Origin of the sequence: Mucilaginibacter sp. (genome assembly GCF_025362475.1) — a bacterium.
Taxonomy (GTDB): Bacteria; Bacteroidota; Bacteroidia; order Sphingobacteriales; family Sphingobacteriaceae; genus Mucilaginibacter.
In genome coordinates this window covers 86,552-107,001 of sequence record NZ_JANYGH010000024.1, presented here as the reverse complement: position 1 = coordinate 107,001, position 20,450 = coordinate 86,552, and the positions used below count along the sequence as shown (strand labels likewise).

Genomic DNA, 20,450 nt, shown 5'->3' with positions numbered 1-20,450 from the left:
GGGGTGCTGAAACAAGTTCAGCATGACATTCGGTTAAAATCGCTACCTATGACAAATTATAAAAAATGAAGTCATCCTGAACTTCTGTCCCCTCAGGGTCTCCTTGAAAAGGGACCCTGAGGCTGCTTGCAAAGTATACACCATGCATATTTGACCCGCATGGTGCCTCAGGGTCCTCCGTTGGAGAGACCCTGAGGGGACGAAAGTTTTTTGGATTTTGCAGCGCCCCCTCTATGCGCGAAGCGGAGAGAGGGGGGACAAGCGCAGCGATGTCGGGGTGAGTTGACTCGGCGTTATGTTAAAAAAGCTTTTGTCATCCTGAACGATAGTGAAGGATCTATTCTCCGCTATGCTTCTTCGACCTGTAGAGTCTGCGAATAGATCCTTCGTTCCTCAGGATGACAAACTTTTCAGACGTCATTTTCCTTTCAGTGTCCTCCGGATAGTAAAACTCAGGATGACAAACTTTTTAAAATGTCATTTCACCTTTTATTTAGCCACCGCCGCAACCGGCTGCGCTATCTTCAGCGACTTGCCTTCGCGTAATAATTCCTGGGTGATGGCGCGGGTGTAGGTTTTGATCTCTTCCTGGAAATCGGCCACCGAAGCGCCGGTGCGGATCTCTTCCAGTCGTTTTTCCCAGGTACCGGTAAGTTCGGCTTGTGCTATCTGCTGGTTTTTTACTACCTGGTATACCGAGAGGCCGGTTTCGGTAGGTACGAGGTTCTTTTTTTCGCGCGAGATATAGTTGCGCTTCAGCAGGGTTTCGATGATGGATGCACGGGTGGCGGGGGTACCCAGTCCGCTTTCTTTCATGGCGTAGCGCAGTTCTTCGTCGTCAATCTCTTTGCCCGCGGTTTCCAGCGCTTTGAGTAAGCTGGCTTCGTTGTACAGGGGCTTGGGTTTAGTTTGCTTCTCTAACAGGGCCTTATCGGTGATGGGCAGGTTTTCGCCTTGCTGCACTTTGGGCAGGGTGGGGTTTTCTTCCTCTTTCTTTTCCTCGTCGGTATCGTTAAATACGGCGCGCCAGCCCGGGGTTTGGATCACTGTTCCGCTAGCCATAAACGTGGAACCGGATTCGACGGTGATCTTGGTGATCTCCTTGATACAGTCCTGATGAAAGGCTTCCAGCATACGGCCGGCAACCATGTCATAAACGGCCTGTTTATCGGGCGTTAACTGGTAGGGTGTTTCGCCGGTGGGCAGTACGGCATGGTGATCGGTCACCTTTTTGGCGTTCACACTGCGCTTATTTAATTTGGCTGTTGATAATACGGTGGCCTGTTTGCCAAAGTCGGGATGCTCTTTCAGCTTCTCAATTAAATTGGGTACGCCGGCAAATACATCATCGCCTATATACCTGCTGCCGGTACGCGGGTAGGTTACCAGCTTGCTCTCGTACAGGTTTTGCAGTATGGTAAGCGTTTGATCGGCGGTGAAGCCTTTGCGTTTATTGGCTTCCTGTTGCAGACTGCTCAAATCATGCAGGAGCGGTGGCGGTTCTTTACGTGGCTTGGCCTCTACATTTGCGATATGGCCACCATTGGTAAAACCGCTGTTTACATCCTGCACCAGGTCGACAATGGCCTGGGCTTCCTCTTTGGTTTTATAGCTTTGTACAGAAATAGCTTTAAATACCTGTCCATCTTTATCGGGCTGGATGCTTACCTGGTAGTACAGCTGGGGTACAAAGTTTTTATTTTCGAGGTAGCGCGAGCAGATCATGGCCAGGGTAGGAGTTTGCACCCTGCCCAGCGACAACACCGCCCGATTACCCGACGATAGGCTAAGCGCCTGCGTAGCGTTCATCCCCACCAACCAATCCGACTGTGACCGGCAATGGGCCGAATTGAACAGGGTATCATAATCGGTACCCGGCTTTAAATTGCGAAACCCTTCTTTAATAGCTTCGTCTGTTTGTGACGAGATCCATAGCCTTTTAAAGGGCTTTTTGCATTTAAGGTAATAGTATATATAGCGGAAGATGAGTTCACCTTCGCGCCCGGCATCCGTTGCTACGATGATTTCGGTAGCTTCATCAAACAGGCCTTTTATAATGTCCAGTTGTTTTTTAACCGATGGGTCGTCGACCATTCCGGCCTTTGTTTTTACCTTGCGGATGGAGAGTTTAAACTTGGGCGGCAGCATGGGCAGGTTTTGAACGTTCCAGCCATAATAGCCATATTCCTGCGGGGCGGCTAACTGCAGCAGGTGCCCAAAAGCCCAGGTAAATGTGTACCCTTTGCCTTCCATATAGCCATCTTTTTTAGTGGTAGCACCAAATACTTTGGCAATTTCGCGCGCAACGGATGGTTTTTCGGCTATAATGACTTTCATAAAGTTCTTGTATTAAGTAAAATAGCCTTCAGCAGCATCATTCATTTACCCTGGCCGAATGTATTGAAATACTGATGGCTGTGCAACGGGTGTTGATAAAATGGGCGGGGAGAGGATGATTTAGGTACTAAATTTACTTTGTCATAATGAAAGGGCATTGTCCCGCTGATGGCCGCGGGAGGGCCTAGTTCTTTGTCTTGAAACAAAGAACCAAAATTCAAGTCAGCAGAAATGCTTCTTTGCCGCACAAGGCCTCTGCCCTGCAAAACGGGCAAAACCTGGGCTGGAATTATTTTGCCCTTGCCCGCCTGTCTCCTACATGCAAAAACTTCCTATGCCCTACAGCCGCACAACCCTACATTGTTTTACCCGTTTTCGCCCGAAGCTGTTCTGCTGACGAAAAAACTGCCAAAACTCCGTTGCTGATATTTTTGAAATTTTGAGAACAATAGGAGTACGCGTTGGTATAATTTTTGCCCTATAACATAGTTCTTTATGATAAGCGTCATTTATTTTGCGGCTTATAATTGCAAACTTTGTTTACCCTAACCTTCAAAGAATATTGCAGTCATGAAAACCATTATAGTACCCACCGATTTTACTGCACGGGCCGATAATGCCGCCCGTTATGCCATCGGTATAGCCAGGGAAATGAAAAGAGATGTTAAGTTGTGTCATGCTTTATTTGTGCCGATAGAATTACCTATGGCCGATCCCGGTTTATGGCCTTTGGAGGATTATGCTTTTTTGAAAGACGCCGCCGCAAAACAACTGGAAAGCTTAGCCGTGGAATTGGAAGATACCATTGATGATGCCGCGAAAGGTCCTGCATCACCCCATAAACCAGCCATTAGCTTTGATAATGAGATAGGGCCGGTAACCGATGTTGTAGTGAATTTTATGGACGATGAAAACTCATCATTAGTGGTTATGGGGATCTCCGGGACGGGCGGGTTCGGTCGGTTAATTATGGGAAGCAAAAGCAAGGATCTGGTTGATAAGGCAGATTTTCCGGTCTTGCTGATTCCGGTCTCTGCAGTTTTTAAAGGTATTAAAACAATTATTTTTGCAACAGATTTAAGCGAGGGCGACATAGATGTCATTAAATCGATTGCCGGTATGGCCAAAGTATTTAAGGCCGAGATCCGTGTTTATCATATCACCGGCGAAAAGTATGAAAGGAATGTGAAACGTAACCAGGCAGATACCTTTATGGAAAAATTGACCGGGGAAGAGCATTATTCAAATATATCCTATCATCACTTCAGGGGCATGAACATTAATGATGGCCTCGAGTGGCTTTGCGAACATGGACAAATTGATTTATTGGCCATGGTGCACCGGCCGCATAGTTTGTTGTACAGGGTTTTAACTGGCTGCCACACCCATCACATGGCCCGGCATATCAAGATCCCACTATTGGTTTTTCCGCCCGATTATAATATGTCATTATAAAACAGCTATAAGCGGTTAATTGTATTTTAATTAAGCGTATAAATTTATTCAATTTGGAAATACCTACCTTAATGGAGGCCATGGTTTTTGAGAAGGCCGGGCAGCCACTTGTACTCAGGCAGCTACCGGTTCCGCAGCCGGCTAATGACCAGGTATTGCTTAAAGTTATTGCCTGTGGCATATGCCGCACCGATCTTCATATTCTGGATGGGGAGCTCAGTCAGCCCAAATTGCCGCTGATTCCTGGCCATGAGATTGTCGGTCGGATTGTTAAAGTGGGAGATGGGGTAATAGAGCTGAAAGTAAACGAGGTGGTGGGTGTTCCATGGCTGGGTTACACCTGCGGCCATTGTAAGTTTTGTAAACAGGGAAAAGAAAACCTGTGCGATAATCCTTTATTCACCGGCTATACCATTGATGGCGGGTATGCCGAATACACTGTAGCAGATGCCCGTTTTTGTTTTCGGTTGGATGAGGCGTATGCTAAATACTCATCAGCACCTTTATTTTGCGCGGGGCTTATTGGTTTCAGATCATACCAAATGATAGATCCTGCCGCAATTAACCTGGGCATTTACGGCTTCGGCGCGGCGGCGCATATCCTTATTCAAATTGCGATTGCACAGGGGAAAAAAGTATTCGCCTTTACCCGCGATGCTGATGAACAAGCCCAGCGCTTTGCTAAAAGCCTGGGAGCCGGGTGGGCTGGTAACAGCTCAGAAGTGCCGCCAGAGCGATTGGATGCCGCTATCATTTTTGCACCTGTAGGCGAACTGGTGCCAATGGCGTTAAAAAATATAGATAAAGCAGGGCAGGTAATTTGCGGCGGCATACATATGAGCGATATTCCCGCCTTTTCATATGATCTTTTATGGGGCGAAAGAATGATTAAATCTGTTGCCAACCTTACCCGGCAGGATGGATTGGATTTCTTTAACATCCTTAAATCGGTATCGGTACATACACAAACGGAGGTATTCCAATTATCAGAGGCAAATGAGGCAATTAACAGGTTAAGAACCGGTAAGATTAATGGAGCAGCGGTATTGGTGATGAAGTAAGGTGGCAGACCGTATTTTCGTCCAAAAAAATAGGATTGCAGCTGCTGTTAATCAGTAAGTTATTTTTTATATAACCAAATTCAGGTATCTTGTATTATGAAACAGATCAGTACAAAACATTTAAAATTTGCGCATAATGCGTGGATGAGAGGGCTCGGTTTTTACGAGCTGGAACTAAATTTTTTGCGGGAACGACTGGAAGAAGTCGCCGGCGGCAATACCGGCCGGGAGGTTGGCGAAAATGTTGAACATTTTCAGAACCAGTTGATTATCCACCGTGATTACCTGGATGGGCTAAAACACAGGATCCGTGGAAATCAGGGGGTATTGGAAAATGAAATCAGCGCCTCCCCGGAATTTATTGACGACAGGGAACTCACCGTTTATAATCAGCTTTCGGATGATTATGTAACGGAGGAAAAAATGATCAACGAATTGCGGCATGAGTTTAACCATTTTGCCGCTAAGTGGTTATAATTCGCAGATGGTAATCCTTTCCGTAAGTACCTGCCAAAATAGGACTGTAGCCAATTAAAGTACAGCCCTGTTTTATGCTATATAATAATTTAAGGGGCATTAATAGGCCGCCCCAACAGTTATCTGCATTATAACACTTCTATTAATTAAGCCTGCGGGTTGATAACTGACGCCCGGGGTGTTTAAGAACATTTATTAATCTCTCATCATGGAGGGAATGATCATAACCGGAACCTGTTGTCGCTTTAACAGTTCATTGGCGTTTGTGCTTTTAAATATTCGGTTCAAAAGGCTAAACCTGTCGTGTATCAGCACAAGCAAGTCGGTTTTGTTTTCTTTGCAAAGGCGGTTAAGACGATTAATCAATTCTTCGCCAACGATGGTTCGATAAGTGATACCCGGATACCCAAATCGGGCAACCTGGCTAATAAAGGTTGTTTTCTTCTCTATATTCTGCTCGTTATTATGTTCCCAGAGGGATACATACACAATTTCGATTTGAAAATGAAAGATGCGGCCCAATTGAACAAGGTAATGCACTGCATCCAGATCGGTGTCGTTAAAATCGCAGGCAAAGGTTACTTTTTTAAATTGTCCCAGGTTGGTACCTCCGGGGATGATGATAACGGGGCGGCTGGCACGATTGAGCACAACACTGGTATCATTGCCAATCAACAAATGTTCCATCGTACTGCCCGCCCGGGCGCCCATGATAATAAATTCGATATCCTTTTTGTTCTTAAAAAACTCTAACTGATACCTAAGGCTCCCTTCCTCGTACCGGCAATCAATACTGGGGTGATGATGATCTGCAGGGAGTGTTTTAATAAGCTCTTCTAAATCTTCTTTCAGGAAATTTAGTTTTTTATGGCTTTCATTTTCCCACAACATCTCATCAACGGCACATGGTATGCTTCCAAATCCGGCCAGAACAGGCCGGCTGATGAATGTGTTTAACAGTATGATGTTTGAATATAGCTGAGCACAAAATGAAACGGCAACTGTTGCTGCATGATTGGCATTTTCGGTAAAATTGGTTAGCACAAGTATCTTTCTCAAGGTGTTTTTTAAAAGAAATATTATTAATTAATAGTTATATTTCTGGCTGTGAAGTAAATATGTCCAATTAATACCCGTGCGAAGGCTATAATCATCATACTAAATAATGGATCTGAACGTATTTTTGAGCAGACGGCTGGGGAAGCGAAAGAAGTATATTTTTAGAAAAGGATTTTAAAAGAGAATTATAAGGCAGGTTTTGGCATTTTCCCCCAAATATTCTAATATTATATGCTACCTAATTTGTTTCTAGTATTTTTATAAATAGAATGTATTTAATTAAAGGTTAAAGCCGGCAATTTGTTTTGTTATAATTGAAATTATTATTTTTTATTTGATTTAATAATCATATTCCATGATTTTGACCAATCGTAAGGAATGCTGGCTGCACCGGTAGCCGCAAATAAAGGAGGCAATTTGCCTATGCCAGGGCCGGTCCCGGTTATCAACGCCACTTTTGTTTAATCCGATAGGGGTAGGTTTAAATTAATTTCGTAAAGAATAGGATTTTGATTTTCCGAAAAAATAGGCATCTTTTTATTTAACAACATTCATTTAATCTTTCATCACCGAAGGAATAATCATTACGGGCACCTGTTGTTGCTTTAACAACTCATCAGTGTTAGTGCTTTTAAATATCCTGTTCAAAAGGCTATGCTTGTCGTGCACCAGTACCAACAAATCTGTTTTGCTTTCTTTGCAATGGCGGTTAAGGCGATTAATTAACTCCTTGCCGGCAAGAATTTGATAAGTGACATACTCATACCCGAACCTGGACACCTGATCGATAAATTTGCGTTTCTTTTCTATGTTGTTGCCATCGTTGTGCCCCCATAGTGATACATGCACAATTTCGAGCTGAAAATGAAAAATACGACCTAATTGGATTAAGTAATGTACTGCATTGATATCGCTATCGTCAAAATCACAGGCAATGGTTACTTTTTTTAATGCTCCCAGGTCTGTATTTTCCGGTATAACGATAACAGGCCGGTTAGTACGGTTTATCACTAAGCTTGTATCGCTGCCAATAAGCAAATGTTCCATCGTGCTGCCTGTACGGGCACCCATTATAATCAATTCTATATCCTTTCTTTCTTTAAAAGAATCTAACAGGAATTTAAGGCTTCCTTCCTCTCGCTGGCAGTCAATAGTGGGGCGGTGCTGGTTTGGGAGTAGTGCTTCAATAAGTAGTTGCAGATCTTCTTTCAAAAAATCCATTTTTTGCTCGCTTTCATCTTCCCATAACATCCGCTCAATGACATATGGCGAGCCGCCAAACTCGGATAAAACCGGCTGACTAATAAAAGTATTAAACAGAATGATGTTTGAATTTAGTTTAGCGCAAAGCGGAACAGCAGCAGCTGCTGCATGACTGGAATTATCACTAAAATTGGTTAGTACAAGTATCTTTTTCATGATAGGTCTATTAGATTAAAGCGTATACTTTAGGTTATGTAAAGTAGCTGGGGGACAGAACAAATATGACTATTCCATCATATAGCGTAGGTGATATTCATCATACTGTAAATTGATCTACAGCACATTTTTTAGATCCAAAGAAAGAATGAAGTATATATTAATGCAAAAGGGAGACTATAAAACGGGTGTCAGTATTTTTTCAATTATCTTAAAAAGCTCCTTGTCATCATAGGGTTTGATCAGGTAATGACACATCCCAATAGCGAACGCTTTTTTTACATCAGATTTTTCAGACATCGCTGATGTAAAAATAAAGGGGATGAGCCGGGTGCTTTCATCCTGTAGCAGTGATTCAAAAACCTGGTAACCGGTAATGCCCGGCATTATAACATCACTTATAACTAAGTCAGGGAGATTATTCTTAGCGATATTAATTCCATCATAGCCATTGTCAACTACCAATACGTTATAGCCTTCCAATTCAAGAAGTTCCACCGTGCTTTCCCTGATCTCTTTATTGTCTTCAATAAATAAGATTGTTTTAGGCATAGCGTAAACAATAATTAGTTAGAGATTAATACGTAACGTTTTAATTATATACGATATAAATATATAATTAATGCGACTTGAATGTATTTTAATTAAAGGTTAAAATCGGTAATTTGTTTTGTTATAGTTGCAGTTATTGTTTATTATTTGCTTTGGATAACCATATTCCATGATCTTTTCGGTTGATAAGGCTTGCCGCTTGCACTGGTAGCCGCAAATAAATGGGTAGTCTTGCCGTCTTTAAACAACAAAAACGATCTTTCAAGATTACTCCTGCGTTTGTTGCCATCATTCCATTTTACATTTCCCGAATAATACAACCTGCATTATTCGGGAAATGTTCCTGGTGGCTAAAGGCATAGTACATATGATTTGCTCCCGCTATTTAAAACTACCACGCTCACTGTTGACAATCGCGCTAATTTCTTCGGGAGTTAAGGGTTCTTTAAATACTTTTACCTTATCCAGGTATCCATGAAATATTCTTTCAGCGGGGAATTCCTCATTCCTGCCCAGTGTCCACTTGTTACCGTTGGATAGGTCGGCATCATTTTCTACTATCGTTTTACATGCCAATGCACCGTCAATGTATAAGTAAAGTGTTTTACCGGTGCATACTCCTGCTATATGGTGCCAGTTGTTTTTCCAGTTTGCGGGCAGGTTAACTGTACAATCTCCGCGTCCCCAGCCGCCGGCAAAAAAGGTGAGGGTTTTATGGTCAGTTACCTGCAAAACGTGGCTATCACCTTTGGTTATCATATCAACCAGTCCGTCTTCATTTCCTGTTGGGTAAATCCATCCCATCATCGTGATGGTTTCGCCCATATTATCCAGACTTGCCGAATTGGGAACTTCAACAAAAATATTTTCCTCAAATCTTAATTTTACAGCTTTCTTATCTTCAACGAAATTATTTGTAAGCATAATATGTCCATTATTATGGTATCCCGAATTATCTGTTACCAGCTTATCTGAATTATAGCCAATAGCGGAAAGGTCAAGCAGAAGCGATTCTTTATGATCATAGTATACTTTATAGTCTACCCTGGTATCATCAACCCTGATGTGCTTGAATCCTTTTACAGTGCAGGGCAAAGTGTGTGCAATACTTTTTCTTTCGCCTGCTGCAAGCATTATGGTATCGGTAAAAAGCAAGGAGTCATTCATCATCACCGGGATATTAAAAGTTCGGTTTAAACCATCAATATTTTGAATGATATAGGTAACCTGTTGCTCCTGGTTAAGCTTAACCATTGGCTTTGCAGCCAAATCTGTAATTTTAAACGGATGGGCAGATGGCGTTGCGGGTAGTTTTACATTAACCGTTACGGGTGCCATGCCTTGCAATTGAAGTTCGGTTTTACCTTCGGGATAAAGCCGGCATATGAGAGAATCATTTTTAACGCCTCCGGAAACCACCATGCAGTTTTTGTAGCCATAAGGCTTTCCGTTTACAAACAGGGTAACAATTTTTACACCGGTGCTGCCACTGTTGGCGATAGAAAAATGTATGGTAACCGGCTCGTTTGGCTCCACACTATTTTTTGAAACCGTATAATTCAGGATCTTAAAATCCGGGTTTTGTTTCGTTTCTGATAACAGGGCCTGATCTTTATTCACCGGCCACTTGCTTTCCTGGCTACCCATAGCAAACGTCATGGAGCCGCCCTTTGTTAAAATTGAATGTGGTATTGTTAGCTGCTGCCAGGCGTTTCCGTTTACACTTAACGATTGCACATAGTTATTTTTTAAGGCGGTATTGGCGCTGTTAATGGTGAAATTTTTGCCGTTTGAAAGGTGGAGTGTTACCGATTGAAATAAAGGTGCGCCTATGGCGTAATAGGGCCGGCCCGGGCAGGCAGGGTAAATGCCCATAGCGCTAAAAATATACCAGCTGGATGTTGAGCCAAGGTCGTCATTACCAGGTAAGCCTCCTGGTTTAGCACTGTAACGGTTAAGCATGATCTGCCGTACCCATCTTTGTGTTAATGCAGGTTTACCAGCCTCGTTAAACAGGTAAGGCAAATGAAATACGGTTTCGTTATCAAAGGGGATTACATTGTTAGTCAGCGCCGAATCAAGCCCGCTGGCAAATTGTTCATTGCCACCGGTAAGGTTGATCAAGTCTTTCGCGTTATGTGGAACAAAGTAGGAGTATACCCATTTGTCTCCCTCTTTATAGCCCGACATCCCCGGCTGCAACTTAAACTCATGGTTGTTACGGGGCAATAGCAACAATTCATCATTGTTCAGGAGGTTCCTGTAATTGTAACTCCGGTTTAATAAAAGCTGGTAGTCTTTATCGTTGCGGATGATATTTTTGGCAAACTGCGATAAGGCCCAATCATCATAAGCGTATTCAACTGTGCGGGTTACCGATTCTGAACGGGTAAATGGAATGTACCCATGTTGCTGATAGATCTCCATATCCGGCTGTATAAATGGCGGCTCAACAATACTCTTTTTCATGGCTGTATAAGCCAGTTGTTTATCAAAACCGGTAATACCTTTCAGGTAGGTATCCACAATGATGGGGATAGCATGGTTACCGGTCATTGATTCGGTAGGCAGGTGGCCGGTTTGCTTATAAATATCCAGCATAGATAAAACAACATCTTTTTGTTTATCCGGGTAAAGCAGGGTAAGCAGGGGGTGCAGGGAACGGAAAGTATCCCAGGGCGAGAAAGCCCCGTATTGATCGGCGCCTGCTTTTTGGTGGATTTTACCATCGAAACCTTTATAACGGCCATCCACATCATTAATAACCCATGGTATTAAAAGTGAATGATAAAGTGCGGTATAAAAAACAGTTTTATGTTGTTCATTACTATCTGTTACATCAACAACGGCCAGCTTTTTAAGCCATTTATCCCTCGTTTGTTGGCGTACCTGGTTAAATGTTAAAGCTCCAATTTCTTTATTGATATTGTTTTGAGCGCTTGCATAACTAACCGAAGACGTGCTTAATTTAACCTCAATAACTTTATTTTGCTTTACTGTTGATGGAAAAGTGAAGATCCAACCGCCTTCAACCTGCTTTTTTGATGTAGAGTTTTCAGAAAAGTTGATGACGGTGTTACCGTTCGCAGCATGTAGTGTTTTTGAGGAGATTACACTGATCTCGCCGGCATCAGCGATGAATAGCTGCGGGATATTATCTGCCGTAAAGGTGAATTTAAAAATACCTGTCCTCGCCGTGGTTGTGGCTTCGACTATGGTGCGGTCGTCATCAAATATTACTTTATAATAGCCAGGGCTTGCGGTTTCATTGGCATGCGAAAACTTCCTGCTGTATTTACCGGCTTCAAATGTGGCACTCTTGCCGACAGGCATAACATAAAACCGGCCCGCAGAGCCTTCGGGAAAACCACTCATGTGCCTAAAACAGCTGAAGTAGTAAATGCTGCTATCGTTGTAGTTATATCCCTTTGCAACCCTTGTTTCGGGACTTAACTGGATAAAGCCCGATGGCGCGACTGCTCCCGGATACGTACCACCTTCGCTTCCCCATTTGGTAAAGACATCGCTTTTTGCAGTGCCAATAAATGGGTTTACATAAGGCAGGTGATCTGCCTGTTGGGCAGAAACATCATAGTTTAACAACAGTGTCAACACTGCGGTTAAAGCAAAAAACTGTTTGAAGAGCTGTTTTGAAATGAATAAACAGGTGGTTATTGAGAGCGGGGAAATCCGGGGGACACCGAAAGCGAAATAACGCTTTGAAAGATTTGTCATCCTGAACGTAGTGAAGGATCTATTGTCCGCCATGCTTCTTCGCCCTGTAAAGTCTGCGAATAGATCCTTCACTATGTTCAGGATGACAGGGCTTTTTTTATACAAGTACATTAATAACATACCCGTCATTGCGAGGCACGAAGCAATCCCCTCCTTACAGAGTAACTTTGCAAATCCACCCTGTACAGTTTGGGATTGCTTCGTGCCTCGCAATGACGGTTGAGTAGGTATTTTACCCGCTTGTAACATTCTCAAATTACCAGTTTGTAACATTCTCAAAAAATAAGATTTCAACTCTTTCAGCCCTCCACTATATTTTAATATAAATTTTTCTTTTATCGAGGATATAAGCCACCAGCCAGCAAAGCATCATATAACAAATGGCAAATACCAGTGTACCCAGGGCTCCGGGGAATAAGCGCTGGTAAAATACCTGGTTTATCCAATCGTAAAAGCTTAATTGGGGGCGTACCCATATGGTTTGCAGTACAGTGAGTAATAACTCCGATAGCAGGTAGATGGCCAGCGAGTTACGACCAAGGATAAGGAAGAAATTGGTGCCGCGCTTTATCTTTTCAATCTCGATGATAAATATCAATAGACCTAAAATGGCCAGGTCGATACCTATGGTGAGTAAGGTAAAGGTGCTTGTCCATAATTTTTTGGCTATGGGGAAAAACTGACCCAGGAATAAAGCGGCAACTATCAGTAAGCCGCCATACAAGAACAGTTTAGCCACTGTTTCATAGTTTTTTCCTTTACGCTGGATAAACGCACCCGCTAAAAAGCCACCAATTACATTCACGATGCCCGTTAACGTACTTAATAAGCCTTCGGGATCAAAGGCAATGGGGCCGCCTTTATCGTGGTATAAATGATCGTTGCCCAATAATACAATATCAAGCTTTGTACCGGCATTGCCCAGCATCGTGAACTCCTTACCGGCTTCGCCAAACAGGACTAAAAATGCCCAGTAGCCAACTAAAAGTAATACTGAGATAATTACAGCTGTTTTTTGAGAACAATAATGAACTATCAAAGCGCCGAAAAAATAACACAGGGCAATGCGTTGTAATACGCCCATAATACGGGTATGACTTAATGAGTTAAAGGCCCAGCCATCATTTACACGATGGAAGAACGGGAACCAATACATGAGGTAACCGAGTAAAAATATAATAACCGTTCTTTTAAAGATCTTACTTATAAAAGCCGCATCACTCTCAAACTTCTTTTTAGAGAAGCTGAGCGCGTTACCAACAGCGAATAAGAAAGATGGAAAAACAAGATCGGTTGGAGTAAAACCTATCCATGGGGCATGATCAAGCGGTGTCCATACGTTTGCGCCCGAACCGGGTGCATTCACAATGATCATGAAGCAGATGGTCATTCCGCGGAAGATATCGAGCGCTGTAAATCTTTCAGTAGTTAAAGCCATTTTTATTTTTTAATTAAGATCAGCACTTGTTTGAGTTATTGTACGCCCAGCTTCCGGCTCGGCTATGATTAATGTTTGGGTCGGACGTTTACCATCTTCATCATAGATCACCAATTGGTTTATACCCTTATTGAGCCAGCATTCGGGGATGTATAAACTGGATATCGCTATTTTTTCGGGATAGCGGCCAATATTGTGCCCGTTAATCCATACCGAGCCATGCCCTAATTCTTTAGGCTCAAAACGCCATATGAAAGTTTGTCCCTTTATGTGCGGAACAGTAAATGAGCTGCGGTAAAAGCAAGGGCTGTTTATTTTATTACCAGATGATAACGTTTGCCAACCCTTTAGCGCTTGCGGATCACCCGGACCGCCCTTTAACTGCCAGCCGGTTACGGCATCGGCGTTACCAATGGCGTTTATTTTTACCGGCTGATCAATACCACCTTCGTTTGAATAATTTTCGATAAACACACTAAGTGTAACAGGTCCTTTTAAAATACCGGCTTCTGCAATATTAACTTCAAAAGGCTGGTTCCAGCCTTCATGGCTTAATACCTGTTTACCATTTATGAATACCGTGGCGTTTTCATCAACACTTTTAAATAACAGGGTTATTTTTGATGTGCCCGCGGGTTGTTGCGGTATAATTGTGGTAAACCAGCCGTACCCTTCTTTTAAATTAAAAGCATCAGCTCCTATTTTATATTTTTTATATAGCGTAGTATCAAATGGCGGCGGGCCTTGTTTGGCATCATCACGGTGCGCTGCTTTAACAAAATACCAGTTATTTAATTCACTAATAAACGGACCGCCTTTTTTAATAACGGCGTTGCCAAAAATACCTTTACTATCAACCTCATCAATTGGGCCAAGGTAGGCAGCCAGTTTGTCGCGGCCGTCATGGGCGGTAAAAACGGCAAGGGTATGTTTACCTTTTTTTAAGTTAAGTGAAACTTCGGCATTGCTCAGTTTCCAATTTGCAGCTGGCTCTCCATCAATAAAAGCCTGGCCGCGGCCGTTGCCATTAACCTGCAGCGTGTATTTCCCGGCAGTAGGAATATTCAGCGATGTTTTGTACCATGCATCAGCAGTGATATCGCCATCGGTACCCATGGGTAAGGGGGCTTTTGAGGATAGCCATTGGCTGGTGTTATAATTTGCAGTAGCAAAGCCGGATGCATTTTTAAACTGCCAATTATTTAAAGCAATGGTTTGCGTTTGTTTTGTATTGGGGGATGGAGCCTGGTTTAAAACTTTAGCTTTTTTATCTATATAGATCCATACCTGCCCGGGTTTATCTGCCAACAATGGACGCTCTATTTCTCCAATAAACAGACCGTTTTTAATATCTGCTTTACCTAAATAAGCGGTACCGGTAACGATGTAGTTTTTATCTGCCATGTTGGTTATCCAGGTTTTATCAGTCTCCTGCCTGTTCATAGCTAAAATACGGACGGTTTGCGTGCCAGCTTTAAAAGTATATTCCAAGGGCTTGTTACTGGCAGGCATCGTTTCATTGATAAGCACATTTTCGCCATCTATTTTTACATCAGAATTTTCCGTTGAGGCTTTGTCTTTTGTGTTAAAATACATGGATACTGGCATACCTGCTTCAGCATCAGTAATAATGGTGGTGGTATTATCCTGCTTTACAATGGCAAAGATCCTGGTTAAAGCCCAATTGAGCGTAACCCTATCGTTAACCTTGTAATTATGAACCAGGGGATAAATTTCACCCGGTAAAATGGTCACCTTTTTATCGCCTAAAACTTTAGCATCGCCTAAATGCAGCTGCGTGGTGATAGCTTCTTTACCCGGATTATCAAGGAAGATAATTTCTCCGGCAGGGCTTTTCCGTGCGGTTAGCCTTAATGATGGAGCTGTTATTATTTTGTTATAGGATACAGAATCATTTACACTGTTTTCCAAAACATCCTGGAAACTGCGGGCAAACCATGCCGCGCGTTTAAATGTATAATATATAGGTCGCAGATCACCAGTTTGCCCGATAGCTGCACCATAATCATAAGATGCCGCATCTTCATCATTATTAGTATAGCCAAAGTTCGATCCACCATGAGCCATATAATAGTTATAGCCATTGCCGCCATTGGCGATAATTTTCCAGGTGCGTCTGTCATACAGCGCTGCATCGCCCGGCTTAGCGCCATATTGCGAATACCATACGCTCCAAAACTCCGTGGAGAACCATGGGTTGGGTCTTGCTTCATCATCCAGTTTACCATTACCAGCCGGATCGCTGTAATGATGCAGGCCGCTGAAAAAGTAAGGCACCTGCAAGCCCATACTTAGCGCCTTGGTTTGCAAATGCTTAAAATAGCCATCGGGCATGATGGTACCCCATCCTTTAGGATGCTCGTTCTCCAACTGAACCAATATGACAGAACCACCTTTGTTTACCTGGTTATTAAATACGATGGGTAAAAGGTGATCGAAAAAACGATCAACATATTTTTCAAACGGTGGATTGTCTTCCCGAACCCGCACTCCTTTTTTAAATTTGAGCCAGATAGGGTAGCCGCCATTATCCCATTCGGCACAATAGTAGGGGCCTACGCGTACGATGGAATACATACCAAGGTCTTTAACCTCTTTTAAAAATAAATTGAGGTCACGGTCGCCGGTAAAATCAAATTTACCTTCCCGGGCTTCGTGGAAATTCCAGATGGTATAGATCTCGATACAATTAAAGCCGGCCCGTTTAATGCGCAGCAATCTATCATGCCAAAGCTGGTGCGGGATCCTTGCATATTCTAACCCTGCCGATGCCAAAAAGGTACGCTTGCCATCTATCAAAAAACCTTTACTATCAAAATCAATATAAGGTTTGGCTACCGCCGATGGAGGAAAAATGTGGTCGTTGTTTGACTGGGCCTTTATGGTTGTGCTATATGCCAGGCAAATGAGAATTGTTACAAATAAGTATGTGCTTTTGATCATGTGTTTTATGATTCAATGTTTTTTGTTATAGTAGCGTAGGGTTCGTTTTGTTTTTCAAATGTAGAGACGCATAATTGCGTCTCCCGCGTGCAAATCGACTTTGCAAATTCGGAATGTCCTGCGGGAGACGCAATTATGCGTCTCTACAAAAAACAGGTATTGGTTAATACGCTGCCTGCAATACCAAGCTATTATACTTTGCAAACAAAGCTTTTGATTTTTCTACGCCATCGCCTTTGCCGGCATCGGGATATGTATTATCGTGCTTGTTAACCCATTGCCATTCCCAGTTTTTTACCTGTGCATCAAATGCTTTGTCATCAAAAGCGGTGCCTGTTGCCAATGATTTATTAAGCTGCGAAAAATATAATTCCCAGCGGGGTTTATAATAGCCTTTTATTAAACCAGCCCATTGCCGGTTTGAATACTCGCGCAGACCGCTTTCTTTGTCGCCCCAAAGGGTAACCAGGTCGCGCGCGTTAAATTCGTAAAGGTTCTTTTCTTTTTCGGTAACGCCGTTTGCCCTTGCCTCGTTGATCCATTTACCCAGTAAAAAATCTTTACGGGTACTTAGCAGGGCATCCATATCATCCATCAACTGTAAAAACGCGGTGCTGTATTGTTTAAATGCTTCCTTATCACCGCTTTTATAGGCCGATGCCATTTTTTGCTGTAATGGCGTTGCATAATTAGCCAATACCTGGCGCGTTACATCAATCACATCATACTGAAAACCATCACTTTGTTTTAGGCTATCGGCCGCGTTTACTAATAGCTCCCATGCCTTAGCCAATTGCTTAGGGTCATAGTTGAGTTTAGTTAACACCCTATCGATAGTTTTTTGCATAGTTGGCCGGGCCACAATGATGGATTCCGGGCCACCTTCGGTAAGGCCGCCGCTGTAAACGGTGTTCAATAATATGTGCCAGGCGTTGTCGGCATTGGTATTTGTTTGTCCATAACGCCTGCGGGCATAATTGCTTACCCATGCATCCGCGTCAATAGGCGTATCGCGCCAAACGTTTTCAAGCATCAGGGCAAATAATGCCGGGTTTTGCTCAATTCCTTCTGGTGTTACACCTATACCGGTCATGTTTTTTGATTCGGGATCATGCAGGGCAATAGCAGGATCGGCGGCCACGTGACGCATGCGGCCAAACAAACTAATGTTACCACCAAAGTTTTGCAGCATACTCCAGATCCATGGTTTACCGTAATAGGCTTCGGTACGGTTCCAAACCGGGTGGGCGTCGCTATACAAATCCAGAACGATCATCTGATCATCAGGTACGGCATTTAACAATGCCTTGATCTGCTGTGGCTGCCAAAATTTGTTGTTGTAATGAAACATCCAGCCTTGCATTACCCATACCGCTTTGGGATCGGCGGCGGTCATAGATCTGAAAACTTTTTTACTCATTCCATCCAGGTAAGTAGAATCATTGGTAGGAGGGACGTTTTCATTAAAAGTATCGGCCGAGTAAAGATGGTCTGTTCCAAACTCTTTGGTTTGTGCCTCGATATATTTTTTGCCGATAGATTCAAATAACTCATCATCAGGATCAAGAATGTAAACATCGGGGAAGCCGGCATCCCAATTGGTTTTCTTAACTTTTGCTTTCGGGAACCTATCCTTAAAAGAAGGAGGCACGTGCCCGGTAAATGATGACAACACCGGTTTCATCCCGAACAAACGTTCACGTTCCAGGATCTTTTTTTGCAATGCCTTGTGGCTATCCATCCAGTGCTGTGGCAGTGGGCCGCCCCAGGCATCGATATTACCCATCCAAAACCAGGAAAAATAGGCTGGTCCGCTAAAAAATGCGTCCAATTCTTTATCTGTAAAGCCCATGCTTTTATATACATCCTGCCAAACCGCTTCTTCGCCGGTAATGGCCAGCGGCATGTTGATGCCGTTGAGTGCCATCCAGTCAATTTCTTTTTGCCAGCGTTCCCAATCCCACCAGGCCATGGTATAATTAAAGGTGCAATAGTTAAGGTAATAGCGATATTGGTATGGCGTTGATTTATGGATTTTACTGTTAACCGCAGGCAAATTGGCCGGGAGTTTTAAATTGGTACCGTTCCAGCCGATATCGCAAAAGCAATACGTTTTAAGGTAATAATTTAAAGCTGCCGCTACAGATAGACCGTTGCTGCCACGTAAAACTATTTTACCATCGCGGTTATCAAGCTCAAATGCATCTTTGCCATTGTCCTGGGCTATGGGTTCAATTAAAAAGGCAGCTGATTTGCCCGGAATAACCCGTTCAATAAAATCATAGGAAGCTTTTTGATCAACCTGTGCGTAGGTATTTAAACTAAATGCGGTAACAATAAATATCAATAAACCTTTTTTCATTATTTAAGCGGGTTCTTTTTTTTAGGGTATTATTTAAATAAAAATGCCGGTAGCCAGCGCAAATTAACTTAATAAATTATTGCTGGCTACCGGCCTTTAATTGATCATTACTTAAAAGTTTGGATTTTGGACTAAAACTCCTTTACTCTTATCAATTTCTACCTGTGGTAATGGGAAATAATAATTTTTAGGACGAACAAACGTCACCGTTTTAGACTGATCAAGAGGCGCTTTTGAAACTGCCCTGTTGTATATAGCTGCGATATCAACAATTTTAGCTTTGTCCCAGCGCATTAAGTCCTGGTGGCGCTCACCTTCGCCGGCAAGTTCTACGCGGCGCTCGTGGATCAATTGTGTCATTCCTGCACCTACAACCGGCGGCAATAATGTTGATGCCCGACGCCTAACCTGGTTGATTAATGCATCACCGGCACCGGCGCCTTGTGTACGGATAAGGGCTTCTGCTACCAACAAGTAAATATCTGCAGACCGCATTAAAGGTACCGCGAAGGTATGATCAACACCACCACCATCTGCAGCGGTGTTAAATACAGCATACTTTTTAAAAGCAAAGCCTGTTGCCGAAAGATCGGCAGTAAAGGTGGTTAAACCATTCCCATCGCCAAGGTCAACCTTGTCACCTACAGTTAATAAAGTCGCTGCTTTACGTGGGTCATTAGCTTCAAACTCGTTAGCCAAACCTTGCAATGGTTGGCTAAAGCCGTAACCACCCCATGGCCTTGGAATGTAGTAAACCGTAAAATCGTTTTGAACCACATTTTGTACCGCCTGGATAGAGAAAAGCAGTTCTGTACTATTCTCATTTGCACGTGTAAAATTGTCCTGGTATTTGGCAGCCAGTGCATAATTTGAATTTGAAATTACTTTTTGCCCTGTTGTAATTGCCTGGGGTAGTTTGTCCCAATACATATACAGCTTGGTTAAAAACCCAAGTGCAGTGCCTTTGCTTACACGGCCACGGTCTGAAGCGCCATAGCTTTCAGGCAGCAGATCAACCGCTTTTAATAAATCAGATTCAATTTGTTTGCGTACCTCTTCTATTGGCGATTTTGGAACATTAAAGTTTAGTTTGGTGTAATCATCTTCGGTAATGATAGGCACATCGCCATGAATGATCATTAAACGCCAGTAACCAAAAGCCCTTAAAAAATACGCTTCGCCCATACTGCGATTCTTAACATCGGCAGAAATAGCTGTGATCTTAGGGATATTGATGATGCAATTGGTAGCGCGGTTAATTTCCTCATATCTCCATCTCCATGGGTACCTGATAGCGGCGTTTGAGGCATCATAAGTAAGATTCTCGATACCCTCGTCTTCACCGTGGTCACCAGAACGCCAGTAATCATCGGACGGGGTATCAAATGTTGATTCCGCGTGGCCTATATAATCTTCTTCCGGTAAAATGGAGTAGATACCTGTTACTGCGTTAACAGCGTCAACCTCATTACGAAAATAGTTTGTGGAGCTGTAAACACCTTGTTGCTTCAAATCAAGTGCCTTTTTACAGCCACTGCTAAACAAGGCAAGCAATGTAAGCGTATATAATATTTTGTTCGATTTCATGATC

Annotated in this window: 12 protein-coding genes; 3 read left to right on the top strand and 9 right to left on the bottom strand. The window is 43.0% G+C overall.

Annotated elements, in window-relative coordinates; genetic code table 11:
- Positions 1-489 precede the first annotated feature (489 nt).
- Positions 490-2,337: a DNA topoisomerase 3 gene (locus tag Q0R88_RS09580; RefSeq protein ID WP_295715460.1), complete on the bottom strand. Its 1,848-nt coding sequence runs from the start codon at positions 2,335-2,337 to the stop codon at positions 490-492.
- A 570-nt stretch (positions 2,338-2,907) separates the two neighbouring features.
- Here Q0R88_RS09580 and Q0R88_RS09575 point away from each other — a divergent pair.
- The 3 genes from Q0R88_RS09575 to Q0R88_RS09565 all read left to right on the top strand — a co-directional run bounded on the left by Q0R88_RS09575 (position 2,908) and on the right by Q0R88_RS09565 (position 5,330).
- Entirely contained in the window at positions 2,908-3,792 is an 885-nt protein-coding gene (locus Q0R88_RS09575) for a universal stress protein (protein ID WP_295715458.1), read from the top strand.
- A 53-nt stretch (positions 3,793-3,845) separates the two neighbouring features.
- Positions 3,846-4,853 (top strand): zinc-dependent alcohol dehydrogenase family protein, encoded by a 1,008-nt coding sequence (locus tag Q0R88_RS09570; RefSeq protein WP_295715456.1) that lies wholly within the window; start codon positions 3,846-3,848, stop codon positions 4,851-4,853.
- A gap of 96 nt (positions 4,854-4,949) precedes the next feature.
- Positions 4,950-5,330 (top strand): hypothetical protein, encoded by a 381-nt coding sequence (locus Q0R88_RS09565; protein WP_295715454.1) that lies wholly within the window; start codon positions 4,950-4,952, stop codon positions 5,328-5,330.
- Between the two features lie 195 nt (positions 5,331-5,525).
- Here the strand turns inward: Q0R88_RS09565 and Q0R88_RS09560 are convergent, their stop codons facing one another.
- The 8 genes from Q0R88_RS09560 to Q0R88_RS09525 form a co-directional block, all read right to left on the bottom strand.
- Complete coding sequence (locus Q0R88_RS09560; RefSeq protein WP_295715452.1) at positions 5,526-6,389, bottom strand: universal stress protein; 864 nt, start codon at positions 6,387-6,389, stop codon at positions 5,526-5,528.
- A gap of 555 nt (positions 6,390-6,944) precedes the next feature.
- Entirely contained in the window at positions 6,945-7,808 is an 864-nt protein-coding gene (locus tag Q0R88_RS09555) for a universal stress protein (RefSeq protein WP_295715450.1), read from the bottom strand.
- 177 nt (positions 7,809-7,985) lie between these two features.
- Positions 7,986-8,360, bottom strand: a complete 375-nt coding sequence (locus Q0R88_RS09550) for a response regulator (protein WP_295715448.1) — start codon at positions 8,358-8,360, stop codon at positions 7,986-7,988.
- Positions 8,361-8,741: 381 nt separating this feature from the next.
- Positions 8,742-11,975, bottom strand: coding sequence for a GH92 family glycosyl hydrolase (locus Q0R88_RS09545; RefSeq protein WP_295715446.1), 3,234 nt, complete (start codon positions 11,973-11,975; stop codon positions 8,742-8,744).
- A 430-nt stretch (positions 11,976-12,405) separates the two neighbouring features.
- Positions 12,406-13,533: a DUF5009 domain-containing protein gene (locus Q0R88_RS09540; protein ID WP_295715444.1), complete on the bottom strand. Its 1,128-nt coding sequence runs from the start codon at positions 13,531-13,533 to the stop codon at positions 12,406-12,408.
- A gap of 9 nt (positions 13,534-13,542) precedes the next feature.
- The gene (locus tag Q0R88_RS09535; RefSeq protein WP_295715442.1) at positions 13,543-16,497 is read right to left on the bottom strand and encodes a beta-galactosidase; all 2,955 of its coding nucleotides are present in this window, start codon (positions 16,495-16,497) and stop codon (positions 13,543-13,545) included.
- A gap of 163 nt (positions 16,498-16,660) precedes the next feature.
- Positions 16,661-18,859, bottom strand: coding sequence for an alpha-N-acetylglucosaminidase (locus tag Q0R88_RS09530; RefSeq protein WP_295715440.1), 2,199 nt, complete (start codon positions 18,857-18,859; stop codon positions 16,661-16,663).
- A 111-nt stretch (positions 18,860-18,970) separates the two neighbouring features.
- Positions 18,971-20,446 carry a RagB/SusD family nutrient uptake outer membrane protein gene (locus Q0R88_RS09525; RefSeq protein ID WP_295715438.1) on the bottom strand — a complete coding sequence of 492 codons (1,476 nt, stop codon included), beginning with the start codon at positions 20,444-20,446 and terminating at the stop codon, positions 18,971-18,973.
- Positions 20,447-20,450 lie beyond the last annotated feature (4 nt).

Excerpts from the sequence above, each read along its gene's own strand:
- Q0R88_RS09580 (WP_295715460.1), bottom strand. The coding sequence starts at position 2,337 with ATGAAAGTCATTATAGCCGAAAAACCATCCGTTGCGCGCGAAATTGCC.
- Q0R88_RS09575 (WP_295715458.1), top strand. The coding sequence starts at position 2,908 with ATGAAAACCATTATAGTACCCACCGATTTTACTGCACGGGCCGATAAT.
- Q0R88_RS09565 (WP_295715454.1), top strand. The coding sequence starts at position 4,950 with ATGAAACAGATCAGTACAAAACATTTAAAATTTGCGCATAATGCGTGG.
- Q0R88_RS09555 (WP_295715450.1), bottom strand. The coding sequence starts at position 7,808 with ATGAAAAAGATACTTGTACTAACCAATTTTAGTGATAATTCCAGTCAT.
- Q0R88_RS09550 (WP_295715448.1), bottom strand. The coding sequence starts at position 8,360 with ATGCCTAAAACAATCTTATTTATTGAAGACAATAAAGAGATCAGGGAA.
- Q0R88_RS09540 (WP_295715444.1), bottom strand. The coding sequence starts at position 13,533 with ATGGCTTTAACTACTGAAAGATTTACAGCGCTCGATATCTTCCGCGGA.
- Q0R88_RS09535 (WP_295715442.1), bottom strand. The coding sequence starts at position 16,497 with ATGATCAAAAGCACATACTTATTTGTAACAATTCTCATTTGCCTGGCA.
- Q0R88_RS09530 (WP_295715440.1), bottom strand. The coding sequence starts at position 18,859 with ATGAAAAAAGGTTTATTGATATTTATTGTTACCGCATTTAGTTTAAAT.
- Q0R88_RS09525 (WP_295715438.1), bottom strand. The coding sequence starts at position 20,446 with ATGAAATCGAACAAAATATTATATACGCTTACATTGCTTGCCTTGTTT.